The 25,938-nt window shown below is 62.1% G+C and carries 25 protein-coding genes; 6 read left to right on the top strand and 19 right to left on the bottom strand.

What is annotated here, in order from left to right; translation table 11 throughout:
- Nucleotides 1-43 precede the first annotated feature (43 nt).
- Nucleotides 44-1,468: a type I glutamate--ammonia ligase gene (gene glnA, locus ACQCST_RS09365; protein WP_426998983.1), complete on the top strand. Its 1,425-nt coding sequence runs from the start codon at nucleotides 44-46 to the stop codon at nucleotides 1,466-1,468.
- A gap of 143 nt (nucleotides 1,469-1,611) precedes the next feature.
- Here the strand turns inward: glnA (ACQCST_RS09365) and ACQCST_RS09360 are convergent, their stop codons facing one another.
- The 7 genes from ACQCST_RS09360 to glnA (ACQCST_RS09330) form a co-directional block, all read right to left on the bottom strand.
- Complete coding sequence (locus ACQCST_RS09360; protein WP_426998982.1) at nucleotides 1,612-1,812, bottom strand: AsnC family protein; 201 nt, start codon at nucleotides 1,810-1,812, stop codon at nucleotides 1,612-1,614.
- A gap of 44 nt (nucleotides 1,813-1,856) precedes the next feature.
- Nucleotides 1,857-2,405 carry a GNAT family N-acetyltransferase gene (locus tag ACQCST_RS09355; RefSeq protein ID WP_426998981.1) on the bottom strand — a complete coding sequence of 183 codons (549 nt, stop codon included), beginning with the start codon at nucleotides 2,403-2,405 and terminating at the stop codon, nucleotides 1,857-1,859.
- Nucleotides 2,406-2,886: 481 nt separating this feature from the next.
- Nucleotides 2,887-3,318, bottom strand: coding sequence for a VOC family protein (locus tag ACQCST_RS09350; RefSeq protein ID WP_426998980.1), 432 nt, complete (start codon nucleotides 3,316-3,318; stop codon nucleotides 2,887-2,889).
- Between the two features lie 74 nt (nucleotides 3,319-3,392).
- Nucleotides 3,393-4,142, bottom strand: a complete 750-nt coding sequence (locus ACQCST_RS09345) for an amino acid ABC transporter ATP-binding protein (protein ID WP_426998979.1) — start codon at nucleotides 4,140-4,142, stop codon at nucleotides 3,393-3,395.
- The gene (locus tag ACQCST_RS09340; protein WP_426999132.1) at nucleotides 4,139-5,629 is read right to left on the bottom strand and encodes an amino acid ABC transporter substrate-binding protein/permease; all 1,491 of its coding nucleotides are present in this window, start codon (nucleotides 5,627-5,629) and stop codon (nucleotides 4,139-4,141) included. The genes ACQCST_RS09345 and ACQCST_RS09340 overlap by 4 nt, the downstream gene beginning before the upstream one ends.
- Before the next feature lie 202 nt (nucleotides 5,630-5,831).
- A complete protein-coding gene (locus tag ACQCST_RS09335) occupies nucleotides 5,832-8,843 on the bottom strand; it encodes a bifunctional [glutamine synthetase] adenylyltransferase/[glutamine synthetase]-adenylyl-L-tyrosine phosphorylase (RefSeq protein WP_426998978.1) in 3,012 nt (1,003 codons plus the stop codon).
- 9 nt (nucleotides 8,844-8,852) lie between these two features.
- Complete coding sequence (gene glnA / locus ACQCST_RS09330) at nucleotides 8,853-10,193, bottom strand: type I glutamate--ammonia ligase (RefSeq protein WP_426998977.1); 1,341 nt, start codon at nucleotides 10,191-10,193, stop codon at nucleotides 8,853-8,855.
- Nucleotides 10,194-10,456: 263 nt separating this feature from the next.
- On the opposite strand from glnA (ACQCST_RS09330), the gene panB reads away from it, so the two are divergent.
- The gene (gene panB / locus ACQCST_RS09325; RefSeq protein ID WP_426998976.1) at nucleotides 10,457-11,362 is read left to right on the top strand and encodes a 3-methyl-2-oxobutanoate hydroxymethyltransferase; all 906 of its coding nucleotides are present in this window, start codon (nucleotides 10,457-10,459) and stop codon (nucleotides 11,360-11,362) included.
- A 245-nt stretch (nucleotides 11,363-11,607) separates the two neighbouring features.
- Here panB and ACQCST_RS09320 read toward each other — a convergent pair whose 3' ends face one another.
- Both ACQCST_RS09320 and ACQCST_RS09315 read right to left on the bottom strand, forming a co-directional pair.
- Nucleotides 11,608-11,787: a hypothetical protein gene (locus ACQCST_RS09320; RefSeq protein WP_426998975.1), complete on the bottom strand. Its 180-nt coding sequence runs from the start codon at nucleotides 11,785-11,787 to the stop codon at nucleotides 11,608-11,610.
- A gap of 98 nt (nucleotides 11,788-11,885) precedes the next feature.
- On the bottom strand, nucleotides 11,886-12,050 hold the full coding sequence (locus ACQCST_RS09315) for an SPOR domain-containing protein (RefSeq protein WP_426998974.1): 165 nt from the start codon (nucleotides 12,048-12,050) through the stop codon (nucleotides 11,886-11,888).
- Nucleotides 12,051-12,175: 125 nt separating this feature from the next.
- Between ACQCST_RS09315 and map the strand changes: the two genes are divergently transcribed.
- The 3 genes from map (at nucleotide 12,176) to ACQCST_RS09300 (ending at nucleotide 14,709) form a co-directional block, all read left to right on the top strand.
- A complete protein-coding gene (gene map / locus ACQCST_RS09310) occupies nucleotides 12,176-13,054 on the top strand; it encodes a type I methionyl aminopeptidase (RefSeq protein WP_426998973.1) in 879 nt (292 codons plus the stop codon).
- 78 nt (nucleotides 13,055-13,132) lie between these two features.
- Nucleotides 13,133-13,936 (top strand): polyphosphate--glucose phosphotransferase, encoded by an 804-nt coding sequence (ppgK, locus tag ACQCST_RS09305; protein ID WP_426998972.1) that lies wholly within the window; start codon nucleotides 13,133-13,135, stop codon nucleotides 13,934-13,936.
- Between the two features lie 5 nt (nucleotides 13,937-13,941).
- A complete protein-coding gene (locus ACQCST_RS09300; protein WP_426998971.1) occupies nucleotides 13,942-14,709 on the top strand; it encodes an SDR family oxidoreductase in 768 nt (255 codons plus the stop codon).
- Nucleotides 14,710-14,813: 104 nt separating this feature from the next.
- On the opposite strand, the gene nrdR is transcribed toward ACQCST_RS09300, so the two are convergent.
- From nrdR to ACQCST_RS09285, 3 genes are all read right to left on the bottom strand, one after another.
- A complete protein-coding gene (gene nrdR, locus ACQCST_RS09295) occupies nucleotides 14,814-15,317 on the bottom strand; it encodes a transcriptional regulator NrdR (protein ID WP_426998970.1) in 504 nt (167 codons plus the stop codon).
- Nucleotides 15,318-15,456: 139 nt separating this feature from the next.
- The gene (gene hisD, locus ACQCST_RS09290) at nucleotides 15,457-16,833 is read right to left on the bottom strand and encodes a histidinol dehydrogenase (RefSeq protein ID WP_426998969.1); all 1,377 of its coding nucleotides are present in this window, start codon (nucleotides 16,831-16,833) and stop codon (nucleotides 15,457-15,459) included.
- 43 nt (nucleotides 16,834-16,876) lie between these two features.
- Nucleotides 16,877-17,416: a hypothetical protein gene (locus ACQCST_RS09285; RefSeq protein ID WP_426998968.1), complete on the bottom strand. Its 540-nt coding sequence runs from the start codon at nucleotides 17,414-17,416 to the stop codon at nucleotides 16,877-16,879.
- A 138-nt stretch (nucleotides 17,417-17,554) separates the two neighbouring features.
- On the opposite strand from ACQCST_RS09285, the gene ACQCST_RS09280 reads away from it, so the two are divergent.
- The gene (locus tag ACQCST_RS09280) at nucleotides 17,555-18,055 is read left to right on the top strand and encodes a flavin reductase family protein (protein WP_426998967.1); all 501 of its coding nucleotides are present in this window, start codon (nucleotides 17,555-17,557) and stop codon (nucleotides 18,053-18,055) included.
- On the opposite strand, the gene dnaE is transcribed toward ACQCST_RS09280, so the two are convergent.
- The 7 genes from dnaE to ACQCST_RS09245 form a co-directional block, all read right to left on the bottom strand.
- Entirely contained in the window at nucleotides 18,052-21,582 is a 3,531-nt protein-coding gene (dnaE, locus tag ACQCST_RS09275; RefSeq protein ID WP_426998966.1) for a DNA polymerase III subunit alpha, read from the bottom strand. The genes ACQCST_RS09280 and dnaE overlap by 4 nt on opposite strands.
- A 25-nt stretch (nucleotides 21,583-21,607) precedes the next feature.
- Entirely contained in the window at nucleotides 21,608-22,534 is a 927-nt protein-coding gene (locus ACQCST_RS09270; RefSeq protein WP_426998965.1) for an RluA family pseudouridine synthase, read from the bottom strand.
- Nucleotides 22,527-23,141: a signal peptidase II gene (gene lspA, locus ACQCST_RS09265; RefSeq protein WP_426998964.1), complete on the bottom strand. Its 615-nt coding sequence runs from the start codon at nucleotides 23,139-23,141 to the stop codon at nucleotides 22,527-22,529. The genes ACQCST_RS09270 and lspA overlap by 8 nt, the downstream gene beginning before the upstream one ends.
- An 81-nt stretch (nucleotides 23,142-23,222) precedes the next feature.
- Nucleotides 23,223-23,924 carry a DivIVA domain-containing protein gene (locus tag ACQCST_RS09260; protein ID WP_426998963.1) on the bottom strand — a complete coding sequence of 234 codons (702 nt, stop codon included), beginning with the start codon at nucleotides 23,922-23,924 and terminating at the stop codon, nucleotides 23,223-23,225.
- Between the two features lie 176 nt (nucleotides 23,925-24,100).
- Nucleotides 24,101-24,388: a YggT family protein gene (locus ACQCST_RS09255; protein ID WP_426998962.1), complete on the bottom strand. Its 288-nt coding sequence runs from the start codon at nucleotides 24,386-24,388 to the stop codon at nucleotides 24,101-24,103.
- Nucleotides 24,389-24,558: 170 nt separating this feature from the next.
- Entirely contained in the window at nucleotides 24,559-25,089 is a 531-nt protein-coding gene (locus ACQCST_RS09250) for a cell division protein SepF (RefSeq protein ID WP_426998961.1), read from the bottom strand.
- Nucleotides 25,090-25,176: 87 nt separating this feature from the next.
- Nucleotides 25,177-25,938 (bottom strand): YggS family pyridoxal phosphate-dependent enzyme, encoded by a 762-nt coding sequence (locus ACQCST_RS09245; RefSeq protein WP_426999131.1) that lies wholly within the window; start codon nucleotides 25,936-25,938, stop codon nucleotides 25,177-25,179.

Here is a 25,938-nt window from a genome sequence, read left to right as displayed (position 1 = left end):
TGGCTTTCCAAGCCAGTTATTTACATATGCGTAAGGAGCATAGATGTTCAAGACTGCGGACGAAGTCCTCAAGTTCATCAAAGACGAAGAGGTTAAGTTCGTCGATATCCGCTTCACCGATCTCCCTGGCGTACAGCAGCACTTCAACGTGCCCGCCAAGAGCGTTGACGCGGACTTCTTCGTCAACGGCCAGCTCTTCGACGGATCCTCCATCCGCGGGTTCCAGGGCATCGCGGAATCCGACATGCAGCTCATCCCGGATGTGACCACCGCATTCCTGGACACGTTCCGCATGGAGAAGACCCTCGCGCTGAACTTCTCAATCGTCAACCCCCGCACCGGCGACCCCTACCACCGCGATCCCCGCGGCGTTGCAGAGAAGGCTGAAGCCTACCTCGCGTCCACCGGAATCGCGGACACCGCATTCTTCGCTCCTGAAGCCGAGTTCTTTGTCTTTGACAATGTTCAGTACGAGTCCTCCCCCCAGGGCAGCTTCTACAAGATCGATTCTGAAGAGGCTCACTGGAACACGGGCCGCAAGGAAGAGGGCGGCAACCTCGGCTACAAGACCCCCATCAAGGGCGGCTACTTCCCGGTTTCCCCGACTGACAAGCAGGCCGACCTGCGTGACGCCATGTGTGTCGCTCTGGACGAGGCCGGCCTTGAGGTCGAGCGCAGCCACCACGAGGTGGGCTCCGCAGGCCAGGCTGAGATCAACTACAAGTTCACCACGCTGACCGCTGCCGCTGATGACCTGCAGAAGTTCAAGTACGTCGTCAAGAACACAGCGGACGCCTGGGGCAAGTCCGTAACGTTCATGCCGAAGCCGGTCTTCGGTGACAACGGCTCGGGCATGCACTGCCACCAGTCGCTGTGGAACAACGGCGACCCGTTGTTCTACGACGAAAAAGGCTACGCAGGACTGTCCGACATGGCCCGCTGGTACATCGGCGGCCTGCTGAAGCACTCTTCAGCTGTGCTGGCGTTCACCAACCCCACGGTCAACTCCTACCGCCGCCTCGTCAAGGGTTTCGAGGCCCCGGTGAACATGGTGTACTCGCAGGGCAACCGCTCCGCCGGTATCCGTATCCCGATCACGGGTACCAACCCCAAGGCCAAGCGCATCGAGTTCCGTGCACCGGACCCGTCATCCAACCCGTACCTGGCTTTTGCGGCCCAGCTGATGGCCGGCATTGACGGCATCCGCAACCGCATTGAACCGCCGGCTCCGATCGACAAGGACCTCTACGAGCTCCCCGCCGAAGAAGCCAAGGACATCCCGAAGGCTCCGGGCTCCCTCGAGGAAGCTCTGACGGCACTGGCCGAGGACAACGAGTTCCTCCAGGCCGGTGGTGTATTCACGCAGGATCTGATCGACACCTGGATCGAGTACAAGTACGAAAACGAAATCAAGCCCCTCTCGCTGCGCCCGAACCCGTATGAGTTCGAGCTCTACTACGGCGTGTAGCACGATCGCAGGGCTGAACGGGGTTTAGCCTGCGAAGAGTCCGCACGGGGCGCCGGAAATTTTCCGGCGACCCGTGCGGACTTTTTGTTGTCCGGGCATATATTGGAAGAAAACCGGTGTGGTCATCGTCGCAGGCACCAGCGTCAGCGCTTCCCGTACTTCTTGTGCACGGCCTGCTTGCTGATTCCCAGGCACTGGGCAATCGCTTCCCACGAAAGCCCCGCCTGGCGGCCGCGGAGCACGGCCTCGGATTCCGTCCTTGCCAGCTCCTTGTGAAGCTCAGCCACCGCGTAGAGCGCCTCCGCAGGGCCCATGCCGTCCATTGATCCGATCAGAGTTTCCATCAGACACCTCCTGGCGTCAACTCTAGTTGACGATTCGAGGGGTGTCAATCAAGGTTGACGTCCGCAGAAGCCGGTCGAGCAAAACAACAGAACATGGTCCGCTGCGGCCCCGAGTCCCCGCCGAGGTACGGCCCGCGGTCTATGAAGCCGGCCTTAAGGTACGCGGACTGGCCCGCATGGTTGCGTTCATTGACGGAAAGTACGACGCCGGCGTCATCGCCGCCCAGCCGTGCCGTAAGTTTGCGGGCAGTCTCCACGGCAGCTGTCGCCGCCAGCGTGCCCAGTCCCTTTCCTTGGTGCCGGCGGTCGATCAGGAAGCCCCTCAAGAGCCACACGGAATCTTTATCCGGCCAGCCTGCCAGCTCGGCGGCGCCGGACTGCAGGGTCAGCACACCCACCGGCTCCCCGTCGGCCTCTATGACGTACGGATGCCGCGAGTCCTCTGCCAGGCCCACCAGTGCCATGCGCAGAGGATCGCCGACGAAATCGCGCTGGCCGGGCGCCAGCTCCAGTTCGGCGACAGAACCCAGCTGGATGGCCCGCGCATCGGCGTCAAGGTTCCTGAGCGGAATCAGCCAGATAGAAGGTTGCATAACACTCAGGCTAACGAGTATCCAGACCGACTGCGGACGGGCGCCAGCCATCTGACGTCTCCTACCGGCTGGTCCTTTCCCCATCCATCCGGCCTAGCGTGATGTCATGAGCTACGAAACTTGGATCCGCTACTTCGAAACAACAGGCACAGGCAGGTCTCCGTCTGGAACTGATGTTGTTTCTCGTTGCCGAGCCGGCGGCCGAGCAGTACTTCGCGGCGCTAAGGGATGGAGCCCCGGACAAGTGTCTGCAGCAACTTGGCGGGCGGATTCTGGGCGACGGGGAACAACACATCCGCTACCAGCGGCTGCATGAAGCTGCCTTCACACCGGCACGCTGGTGCGGAATGCCGTCAGGCTTGCCTGGTGGCCGTCGCAATTGGCGCCGCCGGGGTGGCGGCACTGGATCATGCCCAGTCCCTGCGCAGTCGCGGCCTGGGGCCGCTTCGGTTCCTCGAGAACACCGCCACCGCCGTCGTGGTTATTCTGCCGTTGCGTCAGGAGCTGGGTCCGCCGGCGCTCCGGCCGGATCCATCCACATGACTTCCCAGAGGTGGCCATCCGGATCCTGAAAACTGTGGTTGTACATAAAACCGTAGTCCTGGACTTCCTGCGATGGTGTTCCGCCGGCCGCCAGTGCCTTGCGGACGGTCTGGTCCACTTCCTCCCGGCTGTCCACCGAAAAGGCGATGATGACTTCCGTGGTGGTGGTGGCGTCCACAATGCCCTTGGACGTGAAGGTCTTGAAGAAACCCTCCACCAACAGCATCACGAAGGCGTTTTCATTGATGATCATGCACGTGGCGTTTTCATCGGTGAAGTCGGGGTTGAACGAAAAGCCGAGCGCAGTGAAAAAATCGACGGTCCGGTTGAGATCCTTGACGGGGAGATTAAAGTAGATTTGCGTAGCCATGGGCCCAAACTAGCATCAAGCCCTGCAGCTGTCAGCCCTCTAATTCTCCCCGCCGCTTTCCCAAAACCGGCGTTTTAGAGAACCTTGGAAAGAAATTCCTGGGTGCGCTGCTGCTGCGGGTTGCCGAACAGGTTCTCAGGATCGCCCTGCTCGCAGATGTAGCCGTCGGCCATAAAGAGGACCCGGTCTGCCACTTCGCGGGCAAAACCCATCTCGTGCGTGACCAGCACCATGGTCATGCCTTCCTTGGCCAGGTCCTTGATGACCTGAAGTACCTCCCCCACCATCTCGGGGTCCAGCGCCGAGGTGGCTTCATCGAAGAGCATGATGTCCGGATTCATCGCCAGCGCCCGGGCGATGGCCACGCGCTGCTTCTGCCCGCCGGAGAGCGACGCCGGGCGGGCATCCGCCTTCTCGGACAGACCCACGCGTTCCAGCAGCTTCAACGCGTTCGCCCTTGCTGCCTCTTTGTTCTGCTTCTTCGATTCCACAGGCGCCAGCATGATGTTCTCAATCACGCTCATGTGCGGGAACAGATTGAAGTGCTGGAAAACCATCCCGATGTGACGGCGCACTTCGTTGATATCCACGGTTGGGTCAGTAAGGTCAAAGCCATCCACGATCACGTGGCCGGCGGTGATATCCTCGAGCTTGTTCAGGCACCGCAGGAAGGTGGACTTACCGGACCCCGAGGGGCCGATGACGCACACCACTTCCCCTTCCGCTACATCTGCGTTGATGCCTTTGAGAACCTCGTTGGACCCGAAGGACTTTTTTAGTCCCCGGACCGAAATTTTGCTTGCTCCGGTTACTTCCGTACTCACTTGTTGAACCTCTTATCCACGGCGTTGGCCAGTTTGGTCAGCAGCATGATCACCACGAAGTACATGACTGCGACGATCAGCAGGGTTTCGGTGATCCGGAAGTTTCCTGCGTAGATCTGTTGGCCTTGGTAGAGCAGCTCCGAGAAACCGATGGCGAGAAGCAGCGAGCTGTCCTTCAGCATGATGATCAGCTGGTTGATGAGCGAGGGCGTCATGATCTTGAACGCCTGCGGCACCACTACTTTCTCCATGGACTTGCTGTAGCCCAGGCCCAGGCTGCGGCTGGCTTCGAGCTGGCCGGGGTCCACGGATTGAATGGCTCCACGGACAATCTCAGTAATGTAGGCCGCCGAGTTCAGGCTCAGGGTGAGCACACCAGCCACCCAGATATCAATCGGCTGGCCGGTCAGCTGCGGGATGCCGAAGTAGAAGAAAAAGGCCCAGACCAGCAGCGGGGTCCCTCGGAACACATTCACAAACGTGGTGGCGATGCCGCGCAGAACCACGTTGGTGGAGATCTTCATAAAGCCCATGAACAGGCCGACCAACATGGCCACGGCGAAGGAAATGGCGGTGACCAGGACGGTGTTGCCCAGGCCCTTCATGAGGGCCGGAAAGCTGTTGGACAACAGGTCCCAGAAGGTGGATTCCACAGCCTGGGCCGGGTCCTTGAGATACTTGTCCAGGACGGCCTGATACTTGCCGTTGGCCTTCATTTCCGCAAGGCCGGCGTTGAATGCCGCCAACAGTTCCGGGTTCTGGTTCTTGTTGACCGCGAATCCGTAGGAACCGCCCTTTTCCTTCTCCGAGACAGACTTGAGCCCGTTGTTCTGGCTGATGCCGTATGCCAGCACCGGGTAGTCGTCGAAAACCGCGACGGCGTTGCCCGACTTCACGAGTTCGTACATGATGGCTGACTGATCCAGTGCCTTGACGGTAAAGCCATACTGCGCGGCGATGGACGATGCGAAGGTTTCCCCCTCGCTGCCGGTCTTGGCTGTTACGGTCTTGCCGCGCAGATCCTCGTAGCCCTTGATCTCCGCGTTGCCCTTGGCTACAGCCATCTGCACGCCGGACTCAAAGTAGGGCTCAGAGAAGTCGTAGATCTGCTTGCGCGGCTCGGTGATGGACATGCCGGCAATGACACCGTCCACCTGGTTCGAGGACAGTGCCTGGAGGGCCGCGTTAAACCCAAGCGACTTGATCTCCACCTCGAAACCCTGGCCCTTGGCCACCTCGCGGATGATGTCCATGTCGATTCCGGTCAGCTCACCGCCACCGTCGCGGAACTCGAACGGCGCGAACGTGGTGTCCGTGCCGATCACGAACTTCCGGCCGGAAACGCCCGACGGCGCCTTACCTGCTTGCGCTGCGCCGGCGTTCACCGTGCCGGCTGGGCCCGTGCCTGCTTGCGTTGTGCCTGCGTCGGCCGCTGCTACCCGCCCGGCGTCTGCGGTGGCCGCCGCTCCCGCGGCGCCGAAGAACATCGCGGCAACCGCCAGCAACGCTCCGATGACCGCGGAGGTCCGTTGCCGGACGGCTCTGGTCTGCTGGAGACTCTGCAAGAGTAAACAACCCCTTTTGATAATTTCGGTACCGGGCTCCGGGAGACCGGCAAAGTACTAGTAGAGGCTACCCCGTGTCCGGGCAGCCCTCGGGTACGCAGACCGGAACCTGCTCCCCGGTTCCCTATTGTCCGTAAAAAACTCTCTCGAAAACGGCGCGCGCGCGTCTGCTCAGCCGGAGGTAGTCTTCTTCCAGGGCTGCAGCGTTTCCCGGCTCATAACCGCACCAGCGTGCAACAGCCTCCAGGTCCCGGCGCGACGACGGCAACAGGTCTGATGCCCGGCCGGTCCAGATCACATTTGCCGACCTGATCCGGCTGGCGAGGTGCCAGGCCTCCAGGAGAAGCAGCGCATCGGCGTCGTCGATCAACCCCAACGCCGCCGCGGCCTCAAGCGCCTGTACTGTGGACACGGTGCGCAGTTCCGGGTGCCTTGCCGCATGCTGCAGCTGCAGCAGCTGGACCAGCCATTCGACGTCACTCAGGCCTCCGCGGCCCAGTTTCAGATGACGCGCCGGGTCTGCCCCCCGTGGCAACCGCTCAGACTCAACACGTGCCTTCACACGGCGGATCTCCCGCACATCCTGGGCGGAAATTGCGTCCGGGTACCGGATCGGCTCGATCAACGCGAGAAAATCCGCGGCCAGTCCGTCATCCCCCGCCATCGGCCGGGCGCGTAATAGGGCCTGCGCCTCCCAGACGAGGGACCAACGCCGGTAGTACTCCGCATAGGATTCCAAAGAGCGGACCATCGCGCCGTTCTTGCCTTCAGGGCGGAGGTCGGCATCCACCATCAGCACCCGTTCCGCTCTGATGGCCGGCTTCAGCGGCTGGGTCAGCAAGGTGGACACGTTGCCCACAATCCGGGCCGCCTGCAGCTGCGCCTGGTCTTCGGGGACTCCCGGCTGACCGCGATGCACATACATGACATCGGCGTCCGAACCATAGCCGATCTCCTGTCCGCCCTGCCTACCCATGGCAACCACCAGCACACGCGTTTTCAGCGGGCCATCGGCGGCGGCCATGTTTTCAGCCACCCGGAGGGCTCCCAGCACAGCGGCACGGTCAGTGTCCGCCAGCGCCACACCAACCTCATCCTGGGCCAGGAGCCCGGAACTGTCCGCTATGGCGATCCGCAGGATTTCCCGCCGCCGGATCAGCCGGATGAGCCGCATGGCGCTCTCCGGGTCCGCATGCCGTGACATCTTCGAGGCGATTTCCTGCCATTGTGCCTCAAATCCCAGCGGAGCAAGTTCCTTGTCCGATCCCAGCCAGGCGACTGATTCCGGCGAGACTTCCAGGAGATCGGCAATGAGGCGCGAATTGGACAGCACATGGCACAGGCGTTCGGCCGCAGCCTTGGAATCGCGCAGCATTCCCAGGTACCAGTGCGTGGTGCCCAGCGCCTCGCTGACGCGGCGGAAAGCCAGCAGGCCGGCGTCGGGGTCCACGCCCTCCGCAAGCCATCCCAGCAGGATCGGCAGCAGCTGGCGCTGCAGCGCGGCACGCCGGCTGACACCGGCGGTGAGGGCTTCGATGTGGCGCATGGCGCCCTGCGGGTCCAGATATCCCAGCGCTGCCAGCCTGCCCTGCGCCGCCTCGGGAGTGAGCCGGGCGTCCTCACTGCTCAGTTTGGCGGCGGTGTTCAACAGCGGACGGTAGAAGATGAGTTCGTGGAGGTCACGCACGGACCGCTTGGTCTTCTGCCATGCTGCCATCAGCGCATCCGGGTGCGGACGTTCGTTGGAGAACGGACCCATCACGGCTTTGGCGAGTGAACGCAGCGAAGCGTCCTTAACTGGCATCAGATGCGTCCGGCGCAGCTGGAAAAGCTGTATGCGGTGTTCCAGCACCCGCAGGTAGCGGTAGGCACGGTCAAATTCAGCTGCGTCCGAGCGGCCGATGTAACCGCCGGCGGACAGCGCTGCAATGGCGGAGGTGGTGTCTCGGCAGCGCAGTGATTCGTCTGATTTGCCGTGCACCAGCTGCAGCAGCTGGACCGTGAATTCAACATCCCGCAATCCGCCGCGGCCCAGCTTGATCTGGCGTTGTTCCTCGGCAGCCGGAATGTGCTCCGTCACGCGCCGGCGCATGGCCTGGACCGACTCGACGAACCCCTCGCGGCTCGCGGAGGCCCAGATCAGCGGGGAGACAGCGTCTTCGTATCGTTTGCCCAATGCGGTATCCCCGGCGATCGTCCGCGCCTTCAGGAGGGCCTGAAACTCCCAGCTTTGGGCCCACCGCGCATAGTAGCTCAGGTGCGACTCCAGCGTGCGGACCAGGGGCCCTGACTTGCCTTCGGGCCTCAGGTTGGCGTCGACCTCCCAGAGCCCCGGCTCCTTGGCGATGCCCGAGATAGCCCGCGAGATGCCCGAGGCGACGAAAGTGCCGATGGTATTGGCGTGCGCATCATCCAGTGTGTGTGATTCGATCACATAGATGACGTCGACGTCCGAAATGTAGTTGAGCTCACGCGCTCCGCACTTGCCCATGCCGATCACCGACAGCCCGACATCCGCCACGTCTTTGGCATCGAATTGCTCAGCGGCTTCCGCCCGGGACACAGCCAGCGCCGCTTCGATCGCCGCACCGGCCAGATCCGCCAGTTCGGCGCCGACGGCGGGCATAAAGTCCAGCGGGTCGGCTGCGCAAAGATCCTTGATGGCGAGGTCCACAACGCCACGCCGGTATGCAGTCCGAAGGGATTCGTAGGCCCTTGGGCCGAAGCTGCCGGCCACGGGCCTGGCGGACTTCGGATCAGCTCTTACAGATTTCAGAAGCACTTCGCGGAGCGCTGCAGGATCAGCCTGGACCGGCTCCGGGCTGGCCGTGACATCGAAGGCCACCAGATGTTCCGGGTGCCGGATCAGAAATTCGCCCAGGGCCTCTGAGGCTCCAAGCACCCTGTACAGCGGCTCGCTGGTGTCCGTCTCCGCGGCGGCCAGTTCCCGCAGTCGCGGGTGTTTCTCGATCAGCCTGACCAGGGACTGCAGCGCGGTATCCGGATTGGCCGCCAGCTGGAGCCCGGCGAAAAGCGCATCCCGGTCAAGCCCATCCAGCTCCGGGGCAGCCAGGAACCGTTCGCCCTTCTCCAAATCACTGAATCCGGCCGTGATCAGCTGGCGGGCAAGGCTCACCCCAGCCGCCTAGAGAATGCCGAGATTGCGCTGCAGCTCGTACGGTGTCACCTGCAGGCGGTAGTCCTGCCACTCGGCGCGTTTGTTGCGCAGGAAGTGTTCGAAGACCTGTTCACCTAGGATTTGCGGCAGCAGCTCCGAGTCTTCCATGCTGCGGATGGCATCATGGAGGCTGGCCGGCAGCGGATCGTGCCCCATGGCGCGCCGCTCGGCTGAACTCAACGACCAGATATCGTCTTCTGCGTGGGCAGGAAGCTGGTAGCCTTCCTCGATGCCCTTGAGACCGGCGCCCAAGAGCACGGCGTATGCGAGGTAGGGGTTGGCGGCAGAGTCTATCCCGCGGTATTCGATCCGTGCGGACTGCCCTTTTCCGGGCTTGTAGAGAGGGACGCGGACCAGGGCGGAGCGGTTGTTATGGCCCCAGCTCAGGTAGCTCGGTGCTTCTCCTCCGCCCCACAGCCGCTTGTAGGAGTTCACGAACTGGTTTGTCACTGCCGTGAATTCAGGGGCATGCTTGAGGATGCCGGCGATGAACTGCCTGGCGGTCTCGGAGAGCTGGAATTCGGCGCCGGCCTCATAGAAGGCATTGGTGTCACCTTCGAAGAGCGAGAAGTGCGTGTGCATGCCGGAGCCCGGGTGCGCCGTGAAGGGCTTGGGCATAAAGGTGGCGTATGTCCCCTGCTGGAGTGCCACCTCCTTGATGACAGTGCGGAACGTCATGATGTTGTCAGCGGTCTGCAGCGCGTCAGCGTAGCGGAGATCGATCTCGTTCTGGCCGGGGCCGGCTTCATGATGGCTGAACTCCACCGAAATGCCCACGGACTCAAGCATGGTAACGGCTGTACGGCGGAAGTCCTGGGCCACACCGCCCGGAACGTGGTCGAAGTAGCCGCCTTCATCCACGGGGATGGGTGAACCGTCCGGGCCGGGCTCCTGTGACTTCAACAGATAGAACTCGATCTCGGGGTGGGTATAGCAGGTAAAACCCATGTCCGCGGCCTTGGCCAAAGTGCGCTTCAGGACGTTCCGGGGATCCGCCGAGGACGGTTCGCCGTCCGGGGTCAGGATGTCGCAGAACATCCTCGAGGTCTGTTCGGTCTCGCCCCGCCACGGCAGGATCTGGAAGGTTGACGGATCCGGTTGCGCGAGCATGTCGGATTCAAAAACGCGGGCCAGGCCCTCGATGGCGGAGCCGTCAAAGCCCAGGCCCTCTTCGAAGGCGCCTTCAACTTCCGCCGGCGCAAGCGCCACCGATTTGAGTGAACCCACGACGTCGGTGAACCACAAACGCACAAAACGTACGTCGCGCTCTTCGATCGTGCGCAGGACAAACTCTTGCTGGCGGTCCATGATGGCCTCTTCTCCGGTCAACGTCCATGCCCCGGGTCCATTGCGGACAAAGCCGGAAGCAGTTCTCGAATTACTTTACTAAGCATTCCGGTCGAATGCGGGAGCCGATCCCCCTCGTAACACAGCGTTAACACATGGGCGGGCCCTGACCCCCTTCATCGTCTGGTGCCGGGCACTGCCGGTGCTGCTTTTGTGACACGAAACACCAGAGGCGCCAAGGGCTGCGGTAGCTAGGACGTTCGGTATCGCATTACGCTCTAGCCATGGCCTCTAGCAACAGCTCTGATTCAAGCATGTCCGCTGAAGTACGCGCACCCTACGGCTACGGCCCGGCAAAGCCGCCGGCACCGTCGCCGGACGCTGGCAGAAAGCCGGTGGCCAGAATCCGCACGCATCATCTCCAGCAGGCCAAGAGTAACGGTGAACGCTTTGCGATGCTGACTGCCTATGAGCAGTACACGGCGGAAATATTTGATCAGGCAGGAATTGAAGTTCTGCTGGTGGGCGACTCCGCGTCGAATAACGTCTTCGGGAATGAGACCAGCCTTCCGGTCACGGTGGATGAGCTCCTCCCGCTCTGCCGCGCCGTCGCGCGCTCCGCCAAGCGCGCTTTGGTGGTGGCGGACCTTCCTTTCGGCAGCTACGAGGTCTCTGCACAGCAGGCAGTCGCCACCGGAGTCCGCTTCCTCAAGGAGGGGCTGGCCCACGCGGTCAAAATCGAAGGCGGTGCGTTTTACGCAGAATCCGTCCGCGCGATGGTCCAGGCCGGCATCCCGGTCATGGCACACATCGGCTTCACCCCGCAGAGCGAACACGCGCTGGGCGGCTACCGGGTGCAGGGCCGTGGCGATGACGCCCAGCGGCTGATCGACGACGCCGTGGCGCTGGCCGACGCCGGAGCCTTCTGTGTGCTGATGGAAATGGTTCCTGCTGACACGGCAGCGGCCGTTGACGCGGCGGTCCGCGTTCCCACCATCGGCATCGGTGCCGGCAACGTCACCACCGGCCAGGTTCTGGTGTGGCAGGACATGGCCGGGCTGCGCGGCGGAAAAATGGCCAAGTTCGTTAAGCAGTACGCGGATCTCCGGACGACACTGAGTGAAGCGGCAAAAGCCTATGGCGACGACGTCCGATCAGGGCAGTTCCCCGGCCCGGAGCACTCCTTCTGATTCACCCGGTGTAAGTCCGGGACCTCCAAGGACACTCGCAAAGCTGCCGAGCCGCTTCATCAGGGCGTGCACATCCACTGCCCGTGATGTGTCCACCGGCAACACCGGGCCCAAGGCCAGGGCGCTGCTTCCAGCGCCCAGCTCGGCCACAACCCGTCGTCGGCATGGCCCGCATGGTGCACGATATGCCGCTCGCGTGTCCGGCAGCGCTGTCTGGCTTCCGCGGGATCAACCAGACACCACAGCTACAGGGGGGCGTTCTTGCCGGCACCTTTTATGTCAGTGGCGAGAAACGCGCGGTCACGTGGCGCGAACCAGAATGACTCGACGACGGCGGGCCCCGGTCCTGCGGCGATGTCGCCCCACATCGCGCCTAGTGCGTTGCGCCCCAGGGCAGAGGATTCGCAGACGGTCGGGGCGGGCATCCCTGCCGGTCCCGCGTCCCATAACGCCTCCATATACCGGTCTTTTGAGTACAGCGGAAGTCCGAGTTCAGCCGAGGGCGTGGGGTCGGGATGTGACCTTAGTCTTCGTCGCCCTTTTCCCAGGACTCATTGCGGGCCTTGACCTTTTCAAGTGCATGTTCCGCCTCTTCCCGGGTCTTGTACGGCCCGATCAGCTGGGTCCAGTCGGACATCGCGTCTTCTTCCACCTCGTGGGTGTTGACGTTGTACCAGTAGTCAGTCATCGTTGTTCCTCGCTTCCGGCTGGGCAAAAGCTGTGCAAGCGTGATCCACGTAACTTAAACAGCTACCTGGCCCAGTTGCCGCCTTCGGTTACATGGCGTTCTGCGGTGCCTTATATGATCAATCTATGCCCTCTCTAGCCTCGACTGCACCCATCGGCACCCTTACCCAGGGAAGCGTCAGCCCGCAGCTGCCCGTTCCCGCTTCGATCCCGCGCCCCGAGTACGTCGGCAAGCCGGGTCCGGCGAAATTCACGGGATCCGAGGTCAAGTCAGACGAGACCATTGAGAAGATCCGTGTCGCCAGCCGGATCGCCGCGCAGGCCATCGTTGAGGTGGGCAAGTACATCCGCCCGGGAGTCACCACGGACCAGTTGGACAAAGTGGGGCATGAGTTCCTGCTGGACCACAGGGCCTATCCGTCCACACTTGGCTACCGGGGCTTCCCCAAATCACTATGCTCATCATTGAATGAGGTCATCTGCCACGGAATCCCCGACACCACCGTGGTCCAGGACGGCGACATCCTGAACATCGACATCACCGCGTTTATCGGCGGCGTCCACGGCGACACCAATTTCACGTTCCTCGCAGGTGACGTCGATGATGAGTCCCGGCTGCTCGTGGAGCGCACGCGCGAATCCCTGAACCGGGCCATCAAGGCCGTGGCGCCCGGACGCGAAATCAATGTGATCGGCCGCGCAATCCAGTCCTACGCCAAGCGCTTCGGCTATGGCGTGGTCCGGGACTTCACGGGCCACGGGGTGGGCGAGGCTTTCCACACCGGGCTGATCATCCCGCACTATGACGCCGCCCCGGCCTATAACACTGTCATTGAAGCCGGCATGGTCTTCACCATCGAACCCATGCTGACTCTTGGCACGGTTGACTGGGACATGTGGCCCGATGACTGGACCGTTGTGACGCGTGACCGCAAACGCACTGCGCAGTTTGAACACACGCTCCTGGTCACCGAGTCCGGCGCCGAGATTCTCACTCTGCCCTGATTTCTGCCGGACCCGGCCAGCCACCGTGTTGGCCACCGCGACCCGCCCAACCCGCCCACTGCCACGAACGGAAGCACATTGGCCAAGAAGGACGACAAACCCCAAAAGAACGCCCCGCTGATAGGAATCGACATCGGTGGCACCGGCATCAAGGGGGGCATCGTCGACCTCAGGAAGGGCAAGCTCCTCGGGGAACGCTTCCGCGTGCCAACACCCCAGCCGTCCACCCCGGAGGCTGTTGCCGAAGTGGTGGCTCAAGTTGTCGAGGAACTCTCCTCCCGTCCGGACGCGCCTGCAGCGGACTCACCCGTGGGAGTGACGTTCCCCGGCATCATCCAGCATGGTGTGGTCCTGTCGGCCGCCAATGTGGACAAGACCTGGCTCAACACCGACATCGACGCTTTGCTCACCAAGCGTCTGGGTCGTCCCGTGGAAGTCATTAACGACGCCGATGCCGCCGGCCTGGCGGAAGCCCGGTACGGTGCAGGTTCGGGGGTGGACGGAACCGTCCTGGTCATTACGCTAGGCACCGGTATCGGTTCCGCCTTCATCTTCGACGGCAGACTGGTTCCCAACGCAGAACTGGGCCACCTGGAGATCGACGGTTTCGACGCCGAAAGCAAGGCATCGGCCGTGGCGCGTGAGCGCGATGGCCTGAGCTGGGACGAATACAGTGTCCTGCTGCAGCGATACTTTTCGCACGTGGAGTTCCTGTTCTCGCCGGAGCTCTTCATCGTGGGCGGCGGCATCTCCAAGCGGGCGGACGAGTACCTGCCCAACCTAAGGCTGAGGACTCCCATTGTGCCTGCCGAGCTGAAAAACGAGGCCGGAATCGTTGGCGCCGCCATCGAAATCGCCATAAAGCACAAGCTCGCCAAGTAGCCGGCATGCATGCTCCCATGGCCGGGGCCGGCCCGGAGGTTATGCTCGTCACCGGCGCCAGCCGGGGAATCGGAGCAGCGATCGCCCTGCGGGCCGCGCGGGCCGGTTACGCCGTCGTCGTCAATTTCTCCGCTGACGCCGGCGGCGCAGCGTCCGTTGTCCGGCGCATAACGGACGACGGCGGTACTGCCGTTGCCGTCCAGGCTGATGTCAGCGATCCGGCGGCTGTCCGTGTGCTGTTCGATGCCGCAGAGAGCCTGGGCAGGCTCACCGGGGTGGTCAATAACGCCGGCATCACGGGCAACATGATCGGCAAGCTGGCCGACGTTCCCGCCGCCACCGTACGGCGGGTGGTGGACGTCAATGTTTCGGGGCTGATCTTTGTCTGTCAGGAGGCCATCCGCCGGCTCGGCACTGAAAATGGCGGCGGCGGTTCCATCGTCAACATTTCCTCAACGGCCACCAAAGCCGGCTCACCCGGGACGTGGACGCACTATGCCGCGTCCAAGGGCGCCGTCGACGTCCTCACAGTGGGACTGGCAGCCGAAGTCGCAGACCAGCGCATCAGGGTCAACTGCGTTGCGCCAGGCAGCACCAACACAGGACTTCATGCCGCGGCCGGGATGCCGGACCGCGTGGAACGGCTGAATCCAACAATTCCCATGGGCCGTGGTGCCGAACCTGACGAAGTGGCGGCGGCCGTGATGTGGCTGATGTCCGGGGATGCCGGATACATTACAGGCGCCATCCTCCCGGTATCCGGCGGCAGATGACGCTGAGGCGGGTGATTCAGGCAGATGGTTCTGAGTCACGTGATTCAGGGGTGGTGTGGTGCCGGTGGTGGCTGCGGCTTCCCCTCCGCTGCCACCACCGGAGCTTAGAGCGGGCTCGTCTCGGAGCTCTTGCCATTCAGTGCCGATGCATCCGCGTCCGCGTCCGCTTCATGCCGGAGTACCTCGATCGCGGACTCGAAGTCCTCCAGTGATTCGAAGGCCTGGTACACACTGGCAAAGCGAAGATAGGCTACCTTGTCCAGCTTCTGCAGCGGGCCAAGAATCTCCAGTCCGACCTCATGGGCGTCGATCTCTGCGGCGCCCGCTGCCCGGATGTTCTCTTCGACTTCCTGGGCCAGCATGGCAAGATCATCTTCCGTGACCGGGCGGCCCTGGCACGCCTTGCGGACCCCGTTGATGACCTTGCTGCGGCTGAATGGTTCCCCGACGCCCGAGCGCTTGATCACGGACAGGCTGGTGGTCTCCACGGTAGTGAATCTGCGGCCGCACTCAGGGCATTGACGCCGGCGGCGGATGGCCGAACCATCGTCCGCCATACGGCTGTCCACGACTCGGGAATCGGGGTTGCGGCAGAACGGACAGTACATGCCGATCCTTCCCCTGGCCGGACCGGCACCGTCCGCGCCGTGAGGCCTGACTGGTACCGGTGACGGAAGTTTTTCTTCCGGCACCAGTCTACGACTACATGTAGCCGAATAACAAGGCTGTAATTACCACATATAGTGGTTATTTGACTTTCTCGAACCGCACAGTCACCGCATCCCCGTGCGCCGGGAGGTCTTCCGCGCCAGCCAGACTGACAATGTGCCCGCTCACTTGTTCGAACGCGGCCTTGCTGTAGTTGATCACCTGGATGGCGCGCAGAAATGTGGTGACGTTGAGGCCCGACGCGAACGCCGCCGTGCCACTCGTGGGAAGTACATGGTTGGAGCCGGCGCAGTAATCACCGAGGCTCACCGGGCTGTAGTCCCCCACAAAGATGGCGCCGGCACTGCGGATGCGGGCCGCGACGGCCGGTGCATCCGCTGTCATGACCTCGAGGTGTTCAGCCGCGTAGGCGTTGCAGGCCGCAATGCCCTGCTCCAGGTCGTCCACCAGCACCGTCCCGGACTGAGGGCCGGACAGCGCCTCGCGGACCCGCTGGCTGTGTTTTGTGGATGCAGCCCGGAGTTCAAGTTCTGCCCTGACGGCGGCCGCGAGCGGTTCGGAATCGGTGACCAGGACTGAAGCTGCCTTCGGATCATGCTCGGCCTGGCTGATCAGGTCGGCAGCCACAAGATCCGGCCTTGCCGTGGCGTCCGCCAAAATGGCAATCTCCGTGGTGCCTGCCTCGGAATCGATCCCCACAACGCCTTTGACCAGGCGCTTCGCCGTTGCCACGAAGATATTGCCCGGGCCCGTGACCAGGTCAACGGGTTCCAGTGCCGGCTCCCCTTCCGCGCCCGGAATGCCATAGGCAAAGGCCGCGATGGCCTGGGCGCCGCCGATCGCATATACCTCGTCGATGCCCAGCAGCTCGGCGGCCGCCAGAATGGTGGGATGCGGCAGCCCGTTGAAGTCTTTCTGCGGTGGAGATGCCAACGCGATCGATTCCACACCCGCTGCGAGAGCCGGGACAACATTCATCACTACGGATGATGCCAGTGGCGCAAGGCCGCCCGGGACATAAAGCCCCACACGGGCAACCGGCACCCAGTTCTGGCTCACCAAGGCGCCGTCACCGAGGTCGACGTCGATATTTGCGGGCCGCTGGCTGTCCGCGAATCGGCGTACGCGTCTGATGGATTCCTCCAGTGCCGCACGGACGGCAGGATCCAGGTTCTTCAGCGCCGACTTCAGCGCACCAGCGGGAACTCGAGGGTACTGCAGCTCCACGCCGTCGAAGCCCCTGGCCAGATCGCTCAGCGCAGCGTATCCGCGATTGCGCACGTCATTGATGATGGCCATGACTTTGACTTCGGCATCGGCCCGGGACTGATGCCGTGCCCGCGGGACTGCGGCGCGCAACCCGGCGAGTGTCAGCCGCTGGCCCCGCAAATCAACGGTGCGGAAATTCACGGCGGAGAGGTGAGCTGTCGAAGAGTTGTCCGTAGAAATAGTCACTGCCCCATTTTACGCGTCCGCTGGGCCATCCCGCGGTGTCGGGTCAATTGTGGTCCGGCGTCCGCTTCAGGAGACTGAGCAGATTGAGGACGAAGGTGGCCGCTGCAGTGGCTGCGGGCCATAGCGCAAGCACCCCGTACGACCGCAGGGAAAACCCGACGCTGGCGTTGACTGAAGGATCAACAGGACCTCCCCACCACGCACCTGCGAGGACTCCCACACGCCACGCAATCACAGCGCCGGCAAGGCCGCCCGCGCTGCACAGGACCAGTTGCAGTCGTGTGGGGCCGGGGCCCTTCCCTGCAAGAATGACTGCCACGAGGCACCCTGCGAACAGGAAGAGGGCGGCCAGCACCAGGTCACGCGGAAGCCACACTTCAGTGTTGGTCCCCGTACCGAATGCCGGATCACGGGTGATCAGATTCAATCCACCTGGCGCCAGCAGCCACCAAAGCAGCCCGGCCGGGACGCCGGCCGCGGCAACCCCCACACACCACAGCCAAGGCAATCCGTTGGCCTCTGGCACGGGTTTCCGGGCACTTGTTTCCGAGGAAATGGAAAGGTGGTTGGATGGCTGCGTCATGAAACAAACCTTAACAAAACTTCAGGCCAGTCAGACAAACGACGTGGCGGGTAAACAAGCCACCGGACAGCATTGCATCGCCATAGTCTTGGATACAGCAGGATATTACGCACGGATGCAGCAGGGAGTTCGATCAAAGTGGCCTCAGATCAGGCAGCCTTCGAGGGAACGTTTAAGGAAATGTTCCGGCGGCATGCCGCCGGCGTGGCCATCATCACCGTCAACTACAACGGTGTTCCGTATGGATTCACGGCTACGTCCGTGGCGTCTCTGTCCCTGCATCCCCCGCGGTTTACGTTCAACATGGCCCGCAGTTCGAGTTCGTGGCCGGCAGTTGCCAACACAGCCCACATCGGTGTCCACATGCTGGGGCTGGAAAACCAGGACCTGGCTGACCGATTCGCCCGGACCACGGACCGGTTCGAGGGAGACCACTGGGAAACCGGTCCCCATGACGTTCCCGTGCTGAAGGACGTCGCCGGCTGGCTGATCGGCAAAATCCAGATGCGGCTTTCCTTCGAGAACAACGCCGTTGTGGTCGTGGAAGTGGTTGGCGGGCAGATTGGAGACGACGGCTCTCCGCTGCTGTACCACTCGGGTGCCTACGGTCAGCCTGTCCCGCTGGAGTACGAAATTTAGCTGTCCAGGCAAGCCGGGCCGAGCAGCACTTTCAGGTCCCCGAACAGGGCCGGGTTCGGGTTGACGCGCAGGTGGACGGGCATCCCCATGACCTCCACTTTCGTGTCGCCCAGCAGGTGCAGGCGGACCTCAGAAGTGCCACGGTGAGTCCGCAGCACATCACCCAGCTCCGTCACCACGGCCTCCGTGGCCTTGTGCGTCGGCACGGTGATGACCACCGGACCATTAAGGCTGTCGCTGAGATCGGGGACGGACAACTCCATGCAGTTCAGTGTGATGGCGCCGTCATCCCGCTTCTGGAGCCGGCCCTTGACGACAACGATCAGGTCTTCGGCGAGCACAGAGGCAATGGGGCCATAGACCTGGCCAAAGAACATCACCTCCATGGAACCGCCCAGGTCTTCCACTTCCGCACGCGCATAGGCATTGCCGCTGGCTTTCGCGATGCGGCGGCTCAGCGAGGTGATCATTCCCGCAATGGTGATGATGGCACCGTCGTGCGGTCCGTCTTCACCGATCACGGAAGTGATGCTCTGGTCCGCGTGCTGGCTCAGCAGCCCTTCAAGCCCCTGAAGCGGATGATCCGAGACGTAGAGGCCCAGCATGTCACGCTCAAAGGACAGTTTGTCCTTCTTTTCCCACTCCGGAAGGTCCGGAATTTCGGTAGCCAGTGAGGCTTCCGGTTCCTGGTCTTCGAAGCCTGCAAAGAGGTCGAACTGGCCGATCGCCTCATTGCGCTTGAGCGTGATGACCGAATCGATGGCTTCTTCGTGGATCATCGCCAGAGCACGCCGGGGGTGGCCAAGGGAGTCGAATGCTCCGGCCTTGATCAGCGATTCAATGGTCCGCTTGTTGCAGACCACCGCAGGGACCTTGAGCAGATAGTCCTTGAACGAAGTGAACGCGCCCTCGGTTTCGCGGGCCGTCACCATGGCTTCCACAACGTTGACGCCGACGTTCCGGATGGCCGCCATACCGAAGCGGATATCCGTGCCAACCGGGGTGAAGTTCACGCTGGACTCGTTGACGTCCGGCGGTAGCACCGTAATGCCCATCTTGCGGCACTCGTTCAGATAGAGCGCCAGTTTATCCTTGTCATCGCCAACGCTTGTCAGCAACGCGGCCATGTACTCCGACGGATAGTGGGCCTTGAGATAGGCCGTCCAATAGGAAACCAGCCCGTAGGCGGCAGAGTGCGCCTTGTTGAAGGCGTAGTCGGAGAACGGAAGCAGGATATCCCAGAGCATTTTGATGGCAGCGGCCGAATAGCCGTTGTCCTTCATTCCCTGCTCAAATCCGGCATATTGTTTGTCCAGCTCGGACTTTTTCTTCTTACCCATGGCACGGCGGAGTATGTCGGCCTGGCCGAGCGTGAACCCTGCCACTTTCTGCGCGATCGCCATAACCTGCTCCTGATACACAATCAGGCCATAAGTACCGCCGAGAATCTCGGCAAGCGGCTCTTCGAGCTCCGCATGGATGGGGACAATGTCCTGCAGCCCGGTCTTGCGGAGAGCATAGTTCGTGTGTGAATTGGCGCCCATCGGGCCGGGGCGGTACAGGGCGATAACTGCGGAGATATCTTCAAAGTTGTCAGGGCGCATCTGCTTCAACAGCGAACGCATGGGCCCGCCATCGAGCTGGAAGACGCCCAGCGTGTCGCCCCTCGCAAGAAGTTCGTAGGCGCCCTGATCATCGAGCCCCAGATCCTCCAGGATCAGATCCGTGCCCTTGTTGAGCTTGATGTTCTCCACGGCGTCCGTGATGATCGTCAGGTTCCTCAGCCCCAGGAAGTCCATCTTGATCAGGCCGAGGCCCTCACACGTCGGGTAGTCGAACTGCGTGATCACCTGGCCGTCCTGCTCGCGGCGCATGATCGGAATGATGTCGATCAGCGGGTCCGAGGACATAATGACGCCGGCGGCGTGCACGCCCCACTGCCGTTTCAGGCCCTCCAGGCCAAGGGCAGTCTCGAAGACCTTCTGCGAATCAGCATCGGATTTGAGCAGCTCGCGGAGTTCCTCCGCCTCGGAATAGCGCTTGGCTTCCGGGTTGTGGATCTCGGAGAGCAGCATGCCTTTGCCCATCACATCCGGCGGCATGGCCTTCGTGAGGCGCTCACCGGTGGAAAACGGGTAGCCCAGCACGCGGGACGAGTCCTTCAGCGCCTGCTTGGCTTTAATGGTGCCGTAGGTGACAATCATGGCCACTCGTTCGTCGCCGTATTTCTCGGTAACGTACCTGATGACTTCCGCACGGCGCCGATCATCGAAGTCGACGTCGAAGTCAGGCATGGAAACGCGCTCGGGGTTCAGGAAGCGCTCAAAGATCAGCCCGTGGACCAGCGGATCCAGATCGGTGATGCGCATGACGTAGGCCACCATCGAGCCGGCACCGGAACCACGGCCAGGGCCCACCCGAATGCCATTGTTTTTGGCCCAGTTGATGAAGTCCGCCACCACCAGGAAGTACCCCGGGAAACCCATCTGGGTGATAACACCGACTTCGAAGTCGGCCTGTTTACGGACGTCGTCAGGGATGCCTTTGGGATAGCGGTAATGCAGGCCGGTTTCGACTTCCTTCACAAACCAGGACTGCTCATCCTCGCCCTCAGGCACCGGGAACCGCGGCATGTAGCTGGCGTTCTCGTTGAACTCCACGTTGCAGCGTTCCGCGATCAGCAGGGTGTTGTCGCATGCATCGGGGTGGTCGCTGAAGATGGCCCGCATCTCCTGGGGCGACTTCAGGTAGAACTCATCGGCGTCGAATTTGAAGCGCTTGGGATCTGCCAGGCTGGAACCGGACTGGACACACAGCAGGGCTGCGTGGCTGGATGCATCCTCGGCGTGTGTGTAGTGGAGGTCATTGGTTGCCACCATGGGAAGGCCAAGTTCCTTGGCCAGTTTGATCAGATCTCCCTGGATGGTGCGCTCGATGTCCAGGCCATGATCCATCAGCTCACAGAAGAAGTTCTCGGCGCCGAAGATGTCGCGGAAGTCCGACGCTGCCTGCTTGGCGTCCTGGTACAGGCCGAGCCGGAGCTTGGTCTGGACCTCGCCGGACGGGCAACCGGTGGTGGCGATCAGTCCCTTGCCATAGGTCTGGAGAAGATCGCGGTCCATGCGGGGCTTGTACAGATAGCCTTCGAGGGATGCGAGCGATGACATCCGGAACAGGTTGTGCATCCCCCCGGTGGTTTCCGCCCACATGGTCATGTGCGTGTAGGAACCGGCACCGGAGACGTCGTTGCGTCCGCCGTCGCCCCAGCGGACACGCGTCTTATCCTGCCGTGCCGTTCCGGGGGTCAGATAGGCCTCGACGCCGACAATGGGTTTGACGCCGGCATTGCGGGCTTTATTCCAGAAATCGTAGGCGCCGAACACAAAGCCGTGGTCAGTCGTTGCCAGGGAATCCATGCCGAGTTCCGTGGTGTGGCTGAACAGGTCCCCCAGCCTCGCGGCACCATCCAACATGGAGTACTCGGTATGGTTGTGAAGATGGACGAACGAGTCATTGCTGGAAGTCACCGGACTAGTCTATGCCCGCGGGCCGCTATGCCCGGCCCGACTCGAGGACCTCGAGGGCGTAGGCCAGGTCCTGCGGGTATTCGCTGGTAACGGTTACCCGCTCCCCGGTCCGGGGGTGGTCAAAGCCAAGCTGCCGTGCGTGCAGCCACTGCCGGGTCAGGCCCAGGGTGGCGGAGAGGCGCGGGTCCGCCCCGTAGGTGAGGTCGCCGGCACACGGATGCCGCATAGCCGAGAAATGCACCCTGATCTGGTGTGTCCGCCCCGTCTCCAGATGGACTTCCACCAGAGTGGCCTTACCGAAGGCCTCGAGCACTTCGTAGTGCGTGATGGAGTGCTTGCCGTCTTCGATCACAGCAAAGCGCCAGTCATGGCCCGGATGGCGGCCGATGGGAGCGTCAATCGTCCCCTCCAAGGGGTCAGGAAGCCCCTGGACTACTGCGTGGTAAACCTTGTCCACCGTGCGTTCCTTGAAAGCGCGCTTGAGCACCATGTATGCGTGTTCCGTCTTGGCAACCACCATCACACCGGAGGTACCGACGTCGAGCCGGTGGACTATGCCGGCGCGCTCTTGCGCCCCGGACGTCGAGATCCGGTAGCCCGCCCCGGCAAGCCCGCCCACAACCGTCGGCCCCACCCAGCCCGGTGAGGGATGCGCCGCCACACCGACTGGTTTGTCGATGACCACAAAGTCATCGTCGTCCAGCAGAATCTTGAGGCCTTCCACAACTTCCTCCACCACTTCAAGGGGATCCCGGCGTTCCGGGACAGTCACGTGCAGAATGCTGCCGACCGCCAGCTTGGCAGATTTGCCCACGGCGGCGCCGTCCATCACGACATTGCCTTCGGCGATCAGCGTGGCAGCCTGCGATCGGGATACGCCGAGCATCTTAGCCAGTCCCGCATCTGCCCTGCTCCCCTGCAACGACTCGGGGACTTCCATCCGCTCAGTCATTTCCAGGTTCCTCCGGCTTGGCGGGCACGGTTTTTTGCGGGCCCGGGTCTGCGGAGGCCCTGCTTGCAGCATGGCGGGTGCCATCCAAGGCGATGCCTTTGAGCGTCAGCAGGCAAATAATGGCCACGGCAGAAACCACCGCCGAATCGGCAATATTGAAGATTGCAAAATTGGGCAGTTGGATAAAATCCACCACATGGCCCATGGCAAATGAGGGCTCCCGGAAGAGCCGGTCAGTCAGGTTCCCCAAGGCACCGCCAAGCAACAGCCCCAGTGCCAGCGCCCACCAGGCAGAACCGAGCTTCCGGATCTGCAACAGGATGGCAACGGACACGCCGGCCATGATGATGGTGAAGACCCACGTGACGTTCTCGCCGATGGAAAACGCGGCCCCGGAGTTCCGGATGTAGTACCAGTGGAGGAGCGGCGGCAGGACCGGAATCCGTTCCCCCTCGATCATGGTGCCGGTGACCCACAATTTGGTCAGCTGGTCAAAGGTGTAGGCGAACACTGCCAATCCTGCGAACAGGGACAGCAGTACCGCGCGACGGGGCCGCGGGTGTGATGGGGGCGGGTGCGTTGCATCAGCGGCAGGTTCGTCAGTCATAGTGCTTTCATTCAGGAACTGTGGTTAATCACAAAAGCCGGTGGCCGAGGAATCCTCAGCCACCGGCTTTCAGAATACGTGCTAAGCGTCCGCGTTGCTTTCGCTTTCAGGGGCTGCGACGGAACCGCGGGCGTCGAGGTCGCGAAGCTGGCCTTCGATGTACGCCTTCAGACGTGAGCGGTAGTCGCGCTCGAATCCACGCAGCTGCTCCACCTTGCGCTCAAGGACAGACCGCTGCTGCTCCAGGGCACCAAGTGTCTTACGGGACTTTTCCTGGGCGTCGTTGACAAGGCTGCTTGCCTCGATCTGCGCCTCGGCAATGATCTTGTCCTTCTGCGCCTGGCCATCGGCCACGTGACGGTCATGCATCTGCTGAGCCATGGCCAACAGTCCGGCCGCGGACTCTGCGGAGACGTTGCTTCCGGATGCCGCCGGCGCCGCTGCAGGCACTGCGGCGAGCGGTGCCGCCTGCTCGGCTTCCTTCTTCTTGGCAGCTTCTGCGGCTTTGGCCTCAGCTTCTGCCTTCGCACGGGTGTCGTCTTTCTCGACCTTCACGGGTGCCGGAACCTTTTCGACCACCGGGGCGGCTGCTGCGGAGCTGGCGGGCGAGCCTGAACCACCTTCGGCAAGCTTCTTCCGTAGCTCGTCGTTTTCCTGGTTCAGGCGCCGGAGTTCGACGACGATTTCGTCCAGGAAGTCATCTACTTCATCCTGGTCGTAGCCTTCGCGGAACTTGGTCGGCTGAAAGCGCTTGTTGACAACGTCTTCTGGCGTCAAAGCCATCTGGTCACCTCGTTGGTCTAGTTAGTCAGTAGGCCTTCCGGCCGTCAAAACTACGGTACCTAAATATGGTCGTATTCCTCTAATTCAACACCGAAGTGTCAAACCCGAGTTTCTTCGCGTCACAGATAGCGGCTCCATGTTCCGGAACCGCCCCAGCACCGCAAGCTGCTATGAAATTACGCGAAATTCCGGACGATTGCCATAGCCACGCTGACTGCGATGAACAATATCAAAAACCCCAGATCAAGCGTGATCCCGCCAAGCCGAAGTGGCGGGATAAGGCGCCGCAGGAAACCGAGCGGAGGGTCTGTGATGGAGTACACAGCGTGTGCAGCCACCAGCGCCATTCCCCTGGGCCGCCAATCTCTCGCAAACATCTGCACCCAGTCGAACACCAACCGGATGATCAGCGACACCAGGAACAGCAGTAATACGATATAGGCGAGTCCGAAAACAATTCCCATGAGTTAACTTATATCTCCATGTAGATTCCGGATACCTCAGTGTCCTGTGGATAGCCGTCCGGCAAAGCTTGCCTGTCCGCGTCTGGCTGTCAGATCCTGCACGTTCGATTTACCTTACTTCAGCACAGATGCCAGACAGGTGTTCCTGTCTGGCATCTGGAGAACTGCTACTAGCTCTGGTTGAAGAAGCTGGCTTGGGTTTCGCTGATCTTCTTGTCATCGCCAATGACTTCAATGTACGACGGTGACAGCAAAAACACCTTGCTGGTCACGCGCTCGATACTGCCACGCAGGCCGAACACGAGCCCTGCCGAAAAGTCAACGAGGCGTTTGGCATCGGCCTCACCCATGTCCGTGACGTTCATGATGACCGGGATGCCCTCGCGGAAGCTCTCACCAATGAGTTTGGCGTCGTTGTAGGAACGCGGGTGAATGGTGGTGATCTGGCGCAGGCCAGCATGGTCCTCGCGGCTCGAGGCCGCTCGCTTGATGGGAGTCACAGGTGCGCGGTATTCCTCTTCGGCGGCGCGGGTCGATTCACGGCTGACCTCGCGGGCAGGTGCCGGTGCGCGGCGTTCCTCGCGGTCGTAATCCATTGAATGGCCCTCGTCCTTTTGCGGTGTGTGAAGCTCAGACTCGTAGTGTTCATCGCCATCGGCGAGCCCAAGATAGATCATTGTCTTGCGCAGAGCGCCGGCCATGGTCGACTCCTAATCGTGTCCGTAGCGGGCGGTCCGATTGACTTGACAGCACTGGAATCCCCGCATTTCACTTCCAATACTTTGACGCTACCGCACTACCGGACGCGAACCGAGAATATCCGAACCAATTCTGAGGTGTGTCGCACCGAAGCTGATGGCAGTCTCCAAGTCCTGGCTCATGCCCGCCGAAATGCCTGTCGCCCCTGGATGTTCCGCGGACAGCCGGGAAGAAATAGCCGCCAGTTTTTCAAATGCTGCATGTGGTTCCGCCCCAAGCGGTGCCACCGCCATTACCCCTGCCAGAATGAGTCCTTCGGCGGACGCCAGCTGATCTGCCAGCTTGAGGACCTCGGCGGGGGCGGCGCCCCCGCGATGGCTTCCGGCGTCGTCGTCGAGATTGACTTGGATAAAGCAAGCCAGCGGACCACGGCCGGATCTGTCCTGCTCCGCGGCCAAGGCCCGCGCCACTCCGGTCACCAGTTGCGGACGGTCCACTGAGTGGAGGGCATGGGCGTACTTCACCACGGACTTGGCTTTTTTGCTCTGCAGCTGTCCGATGAAATGCCAGCGCAGCTCCAGGTCCTGTAGTTGGGATGACTTATCGGCGGCTTCCTGGTCCCTGTTTTCGCCGACGTCGGAAATGCCCAGTCCAGCCAACAGCCGGACAACGGCTGCGGGGTGGAATTTGGTGACCACGATCAGTTGAGGCAAATCGTCATGCCGGCCTGCGGCGGCAGCCGCGGACTCAACGCGCGTCCGCACGGCAGCCAGCCGAATGCGGAGTTGTGATTCGCGGCCTGTGAAATCCTGCTCAGGAGAATCGTGCTCAGGAGATTCACCGGACGGCAT

Origin of the sequence: Pseudarthrobacter sp. N5 (genome assembly GCF_050157035.1) — a bacterium.
Lineage (GTDB): Bacteria > Actinomycetota > Actinomycetes > Actinomycetales > Micrococcaceae > Arthrobacter.
This window is presented reverse-complemented; position numbering and strand designations above follow the sequence as displayed.

What these genes read in the sequence shown, in the direction of transcription:
- ACQCST_RS09350 (WP_426998980.1), bottom strand. Translation starts at nt 3,318, where the DNA reads ATGGCTACGCAAATCTACTTTAATCTCCCCGTCAAGGATCTCAACCGG.
- ACQCST_RS09320 (WP_426998975.1), bottom strand. Translation starts at nt 11,787, where the DNA reads ATGCCCGCCCCGACCGTCTGCGAATCCTCTGCCCTGGGGCGCAACGCA.
- ACQCST_RS09245 (WP_426999131.1), bottom strand. Translation starts at nt 25,938, where the DNA reads ATGCCGTCCGGTGAATCTCCTGAGCACGATTCTCCTGAGCAGGATTTC.
- panB (WP_426998976.1), top strand. Translation starts at nt 10,457, where the DNA reads ATGGCCTCTAGCAACAGCTCTGATTCAAGCATGTCCGCTGAAGTACGC.
- ACQCST_RS09315 (WP_426998974.1), bottom strand. Translation starts at nt 12,050, where the DNA reads ATGACTGACTACTGGTACAACGTCAACACCCACGAGGTGGAAGAAGAC.
- ACQCST_RS09250 (WP_426998961.1), bottom strand. Translation starts at nt 25,089, where the DNA reads ATGGCCGGCGCTCTGCGCAAGACAATGATCTATCTTGGGCTCGCCGAT.
- nrdR (WP_426998970.1), bottom strand. Translation starts at nt 15,317, where the DNA reads ATGTACTGTCCGTTCTGCCGCAACCCCGATTCCCGAGTCGTGGACAGC.
- glnA (WP_426998983.1), top strand. Translation starts at nt 44, where the DNA reads ATGTTCAAGACTGCGGACGAAGTCCTCAAGTTCATCAAAGACGAAGAG.
- ACQCST_RS09255 (WP_426998962.1), bottom strand. Translation starts at nt 24,388, where the DNA reads ATGGGAATTGTTTTCGGACTCGCCTATATCGTATTACTGCTGTTCCTG.
- ACQCST_RS09360 (WP_426998982.1), bottom strand. Translation starts at nt 1,812, where the DNA reads ATGGAAACTCTGATCGGATCAATGGACGGCATGGGCCCTGCGGAGGCG.
- lspA (WP_426998964.1), bottom strand. Translation starts at nt 23,141, where the DNA reads ATGACTGACGAACCTGCCGCTGATGCAACGCACCCGCCCCCATCACAC.
- map (WP_426998973.1), top strand. Translation starts at nt 12,176, where the DNA reads ATGCCCTCTCTAGCCTCGACTGCACCCATCGGCACCCTTACCCAGGGA.
- ACQCST_RS09355 (WP_426998981.1), bottom strand. Translation starts at nt 2,405, where the DNA reads ATGCAACCTTCTATCTGGCTGATTCCGCTCAGGAACCTTGACGCCGAT.
- ACQCST_RS09270 (WP_426998965.1), bottom strand. Translation starts at nt 22,534, where the DNA reads ATGACTGAGCGGATGGAAGTCCCCGAGTCGTTGCAGGGGAGCAGGGCA.
- glnA (WP_426998977.1), bottom strand. Translation starts at nt 10,193, where the DNA reads ATGGACCGCCAGCAAGAGTTTGTCCTGCGCACGATCGAAGAGCGCGAC.
- ACQCST_RS09340 (WP_426999132.1), bottom strand. Translation starts at nt 5,629, where the DNA reads ATGTTCTTCGGCGCCGCGGGAGCGGCGGCCACCGCAGACGCCGGGCGG.
- ACQCST_RS09260 (WP_426998963.1), bottom strand. Translation starts at nt 23,924, where the DNA reads ATGGCTTTGACGCCAGAAGACGTTGTCAACAAGCGCTTTCAGCCGACC.
- ACQCST_RS09285 (WP_426998968.1), bottom strand. Translation starts at nt 17,416, where the DNA reads ATGACGCAGCCATCCAACCACCTTTCCATTTCCTCGGAAACAAGTGCC.
- ACQCST_RS09300 (WP_426998971.1), top strand. Translation starts at nt 13,942, where the DNA reads ATGCATGCTCCCATGGCCGGGGCCGGCCCGGAGGTTATGCTCGTCACC.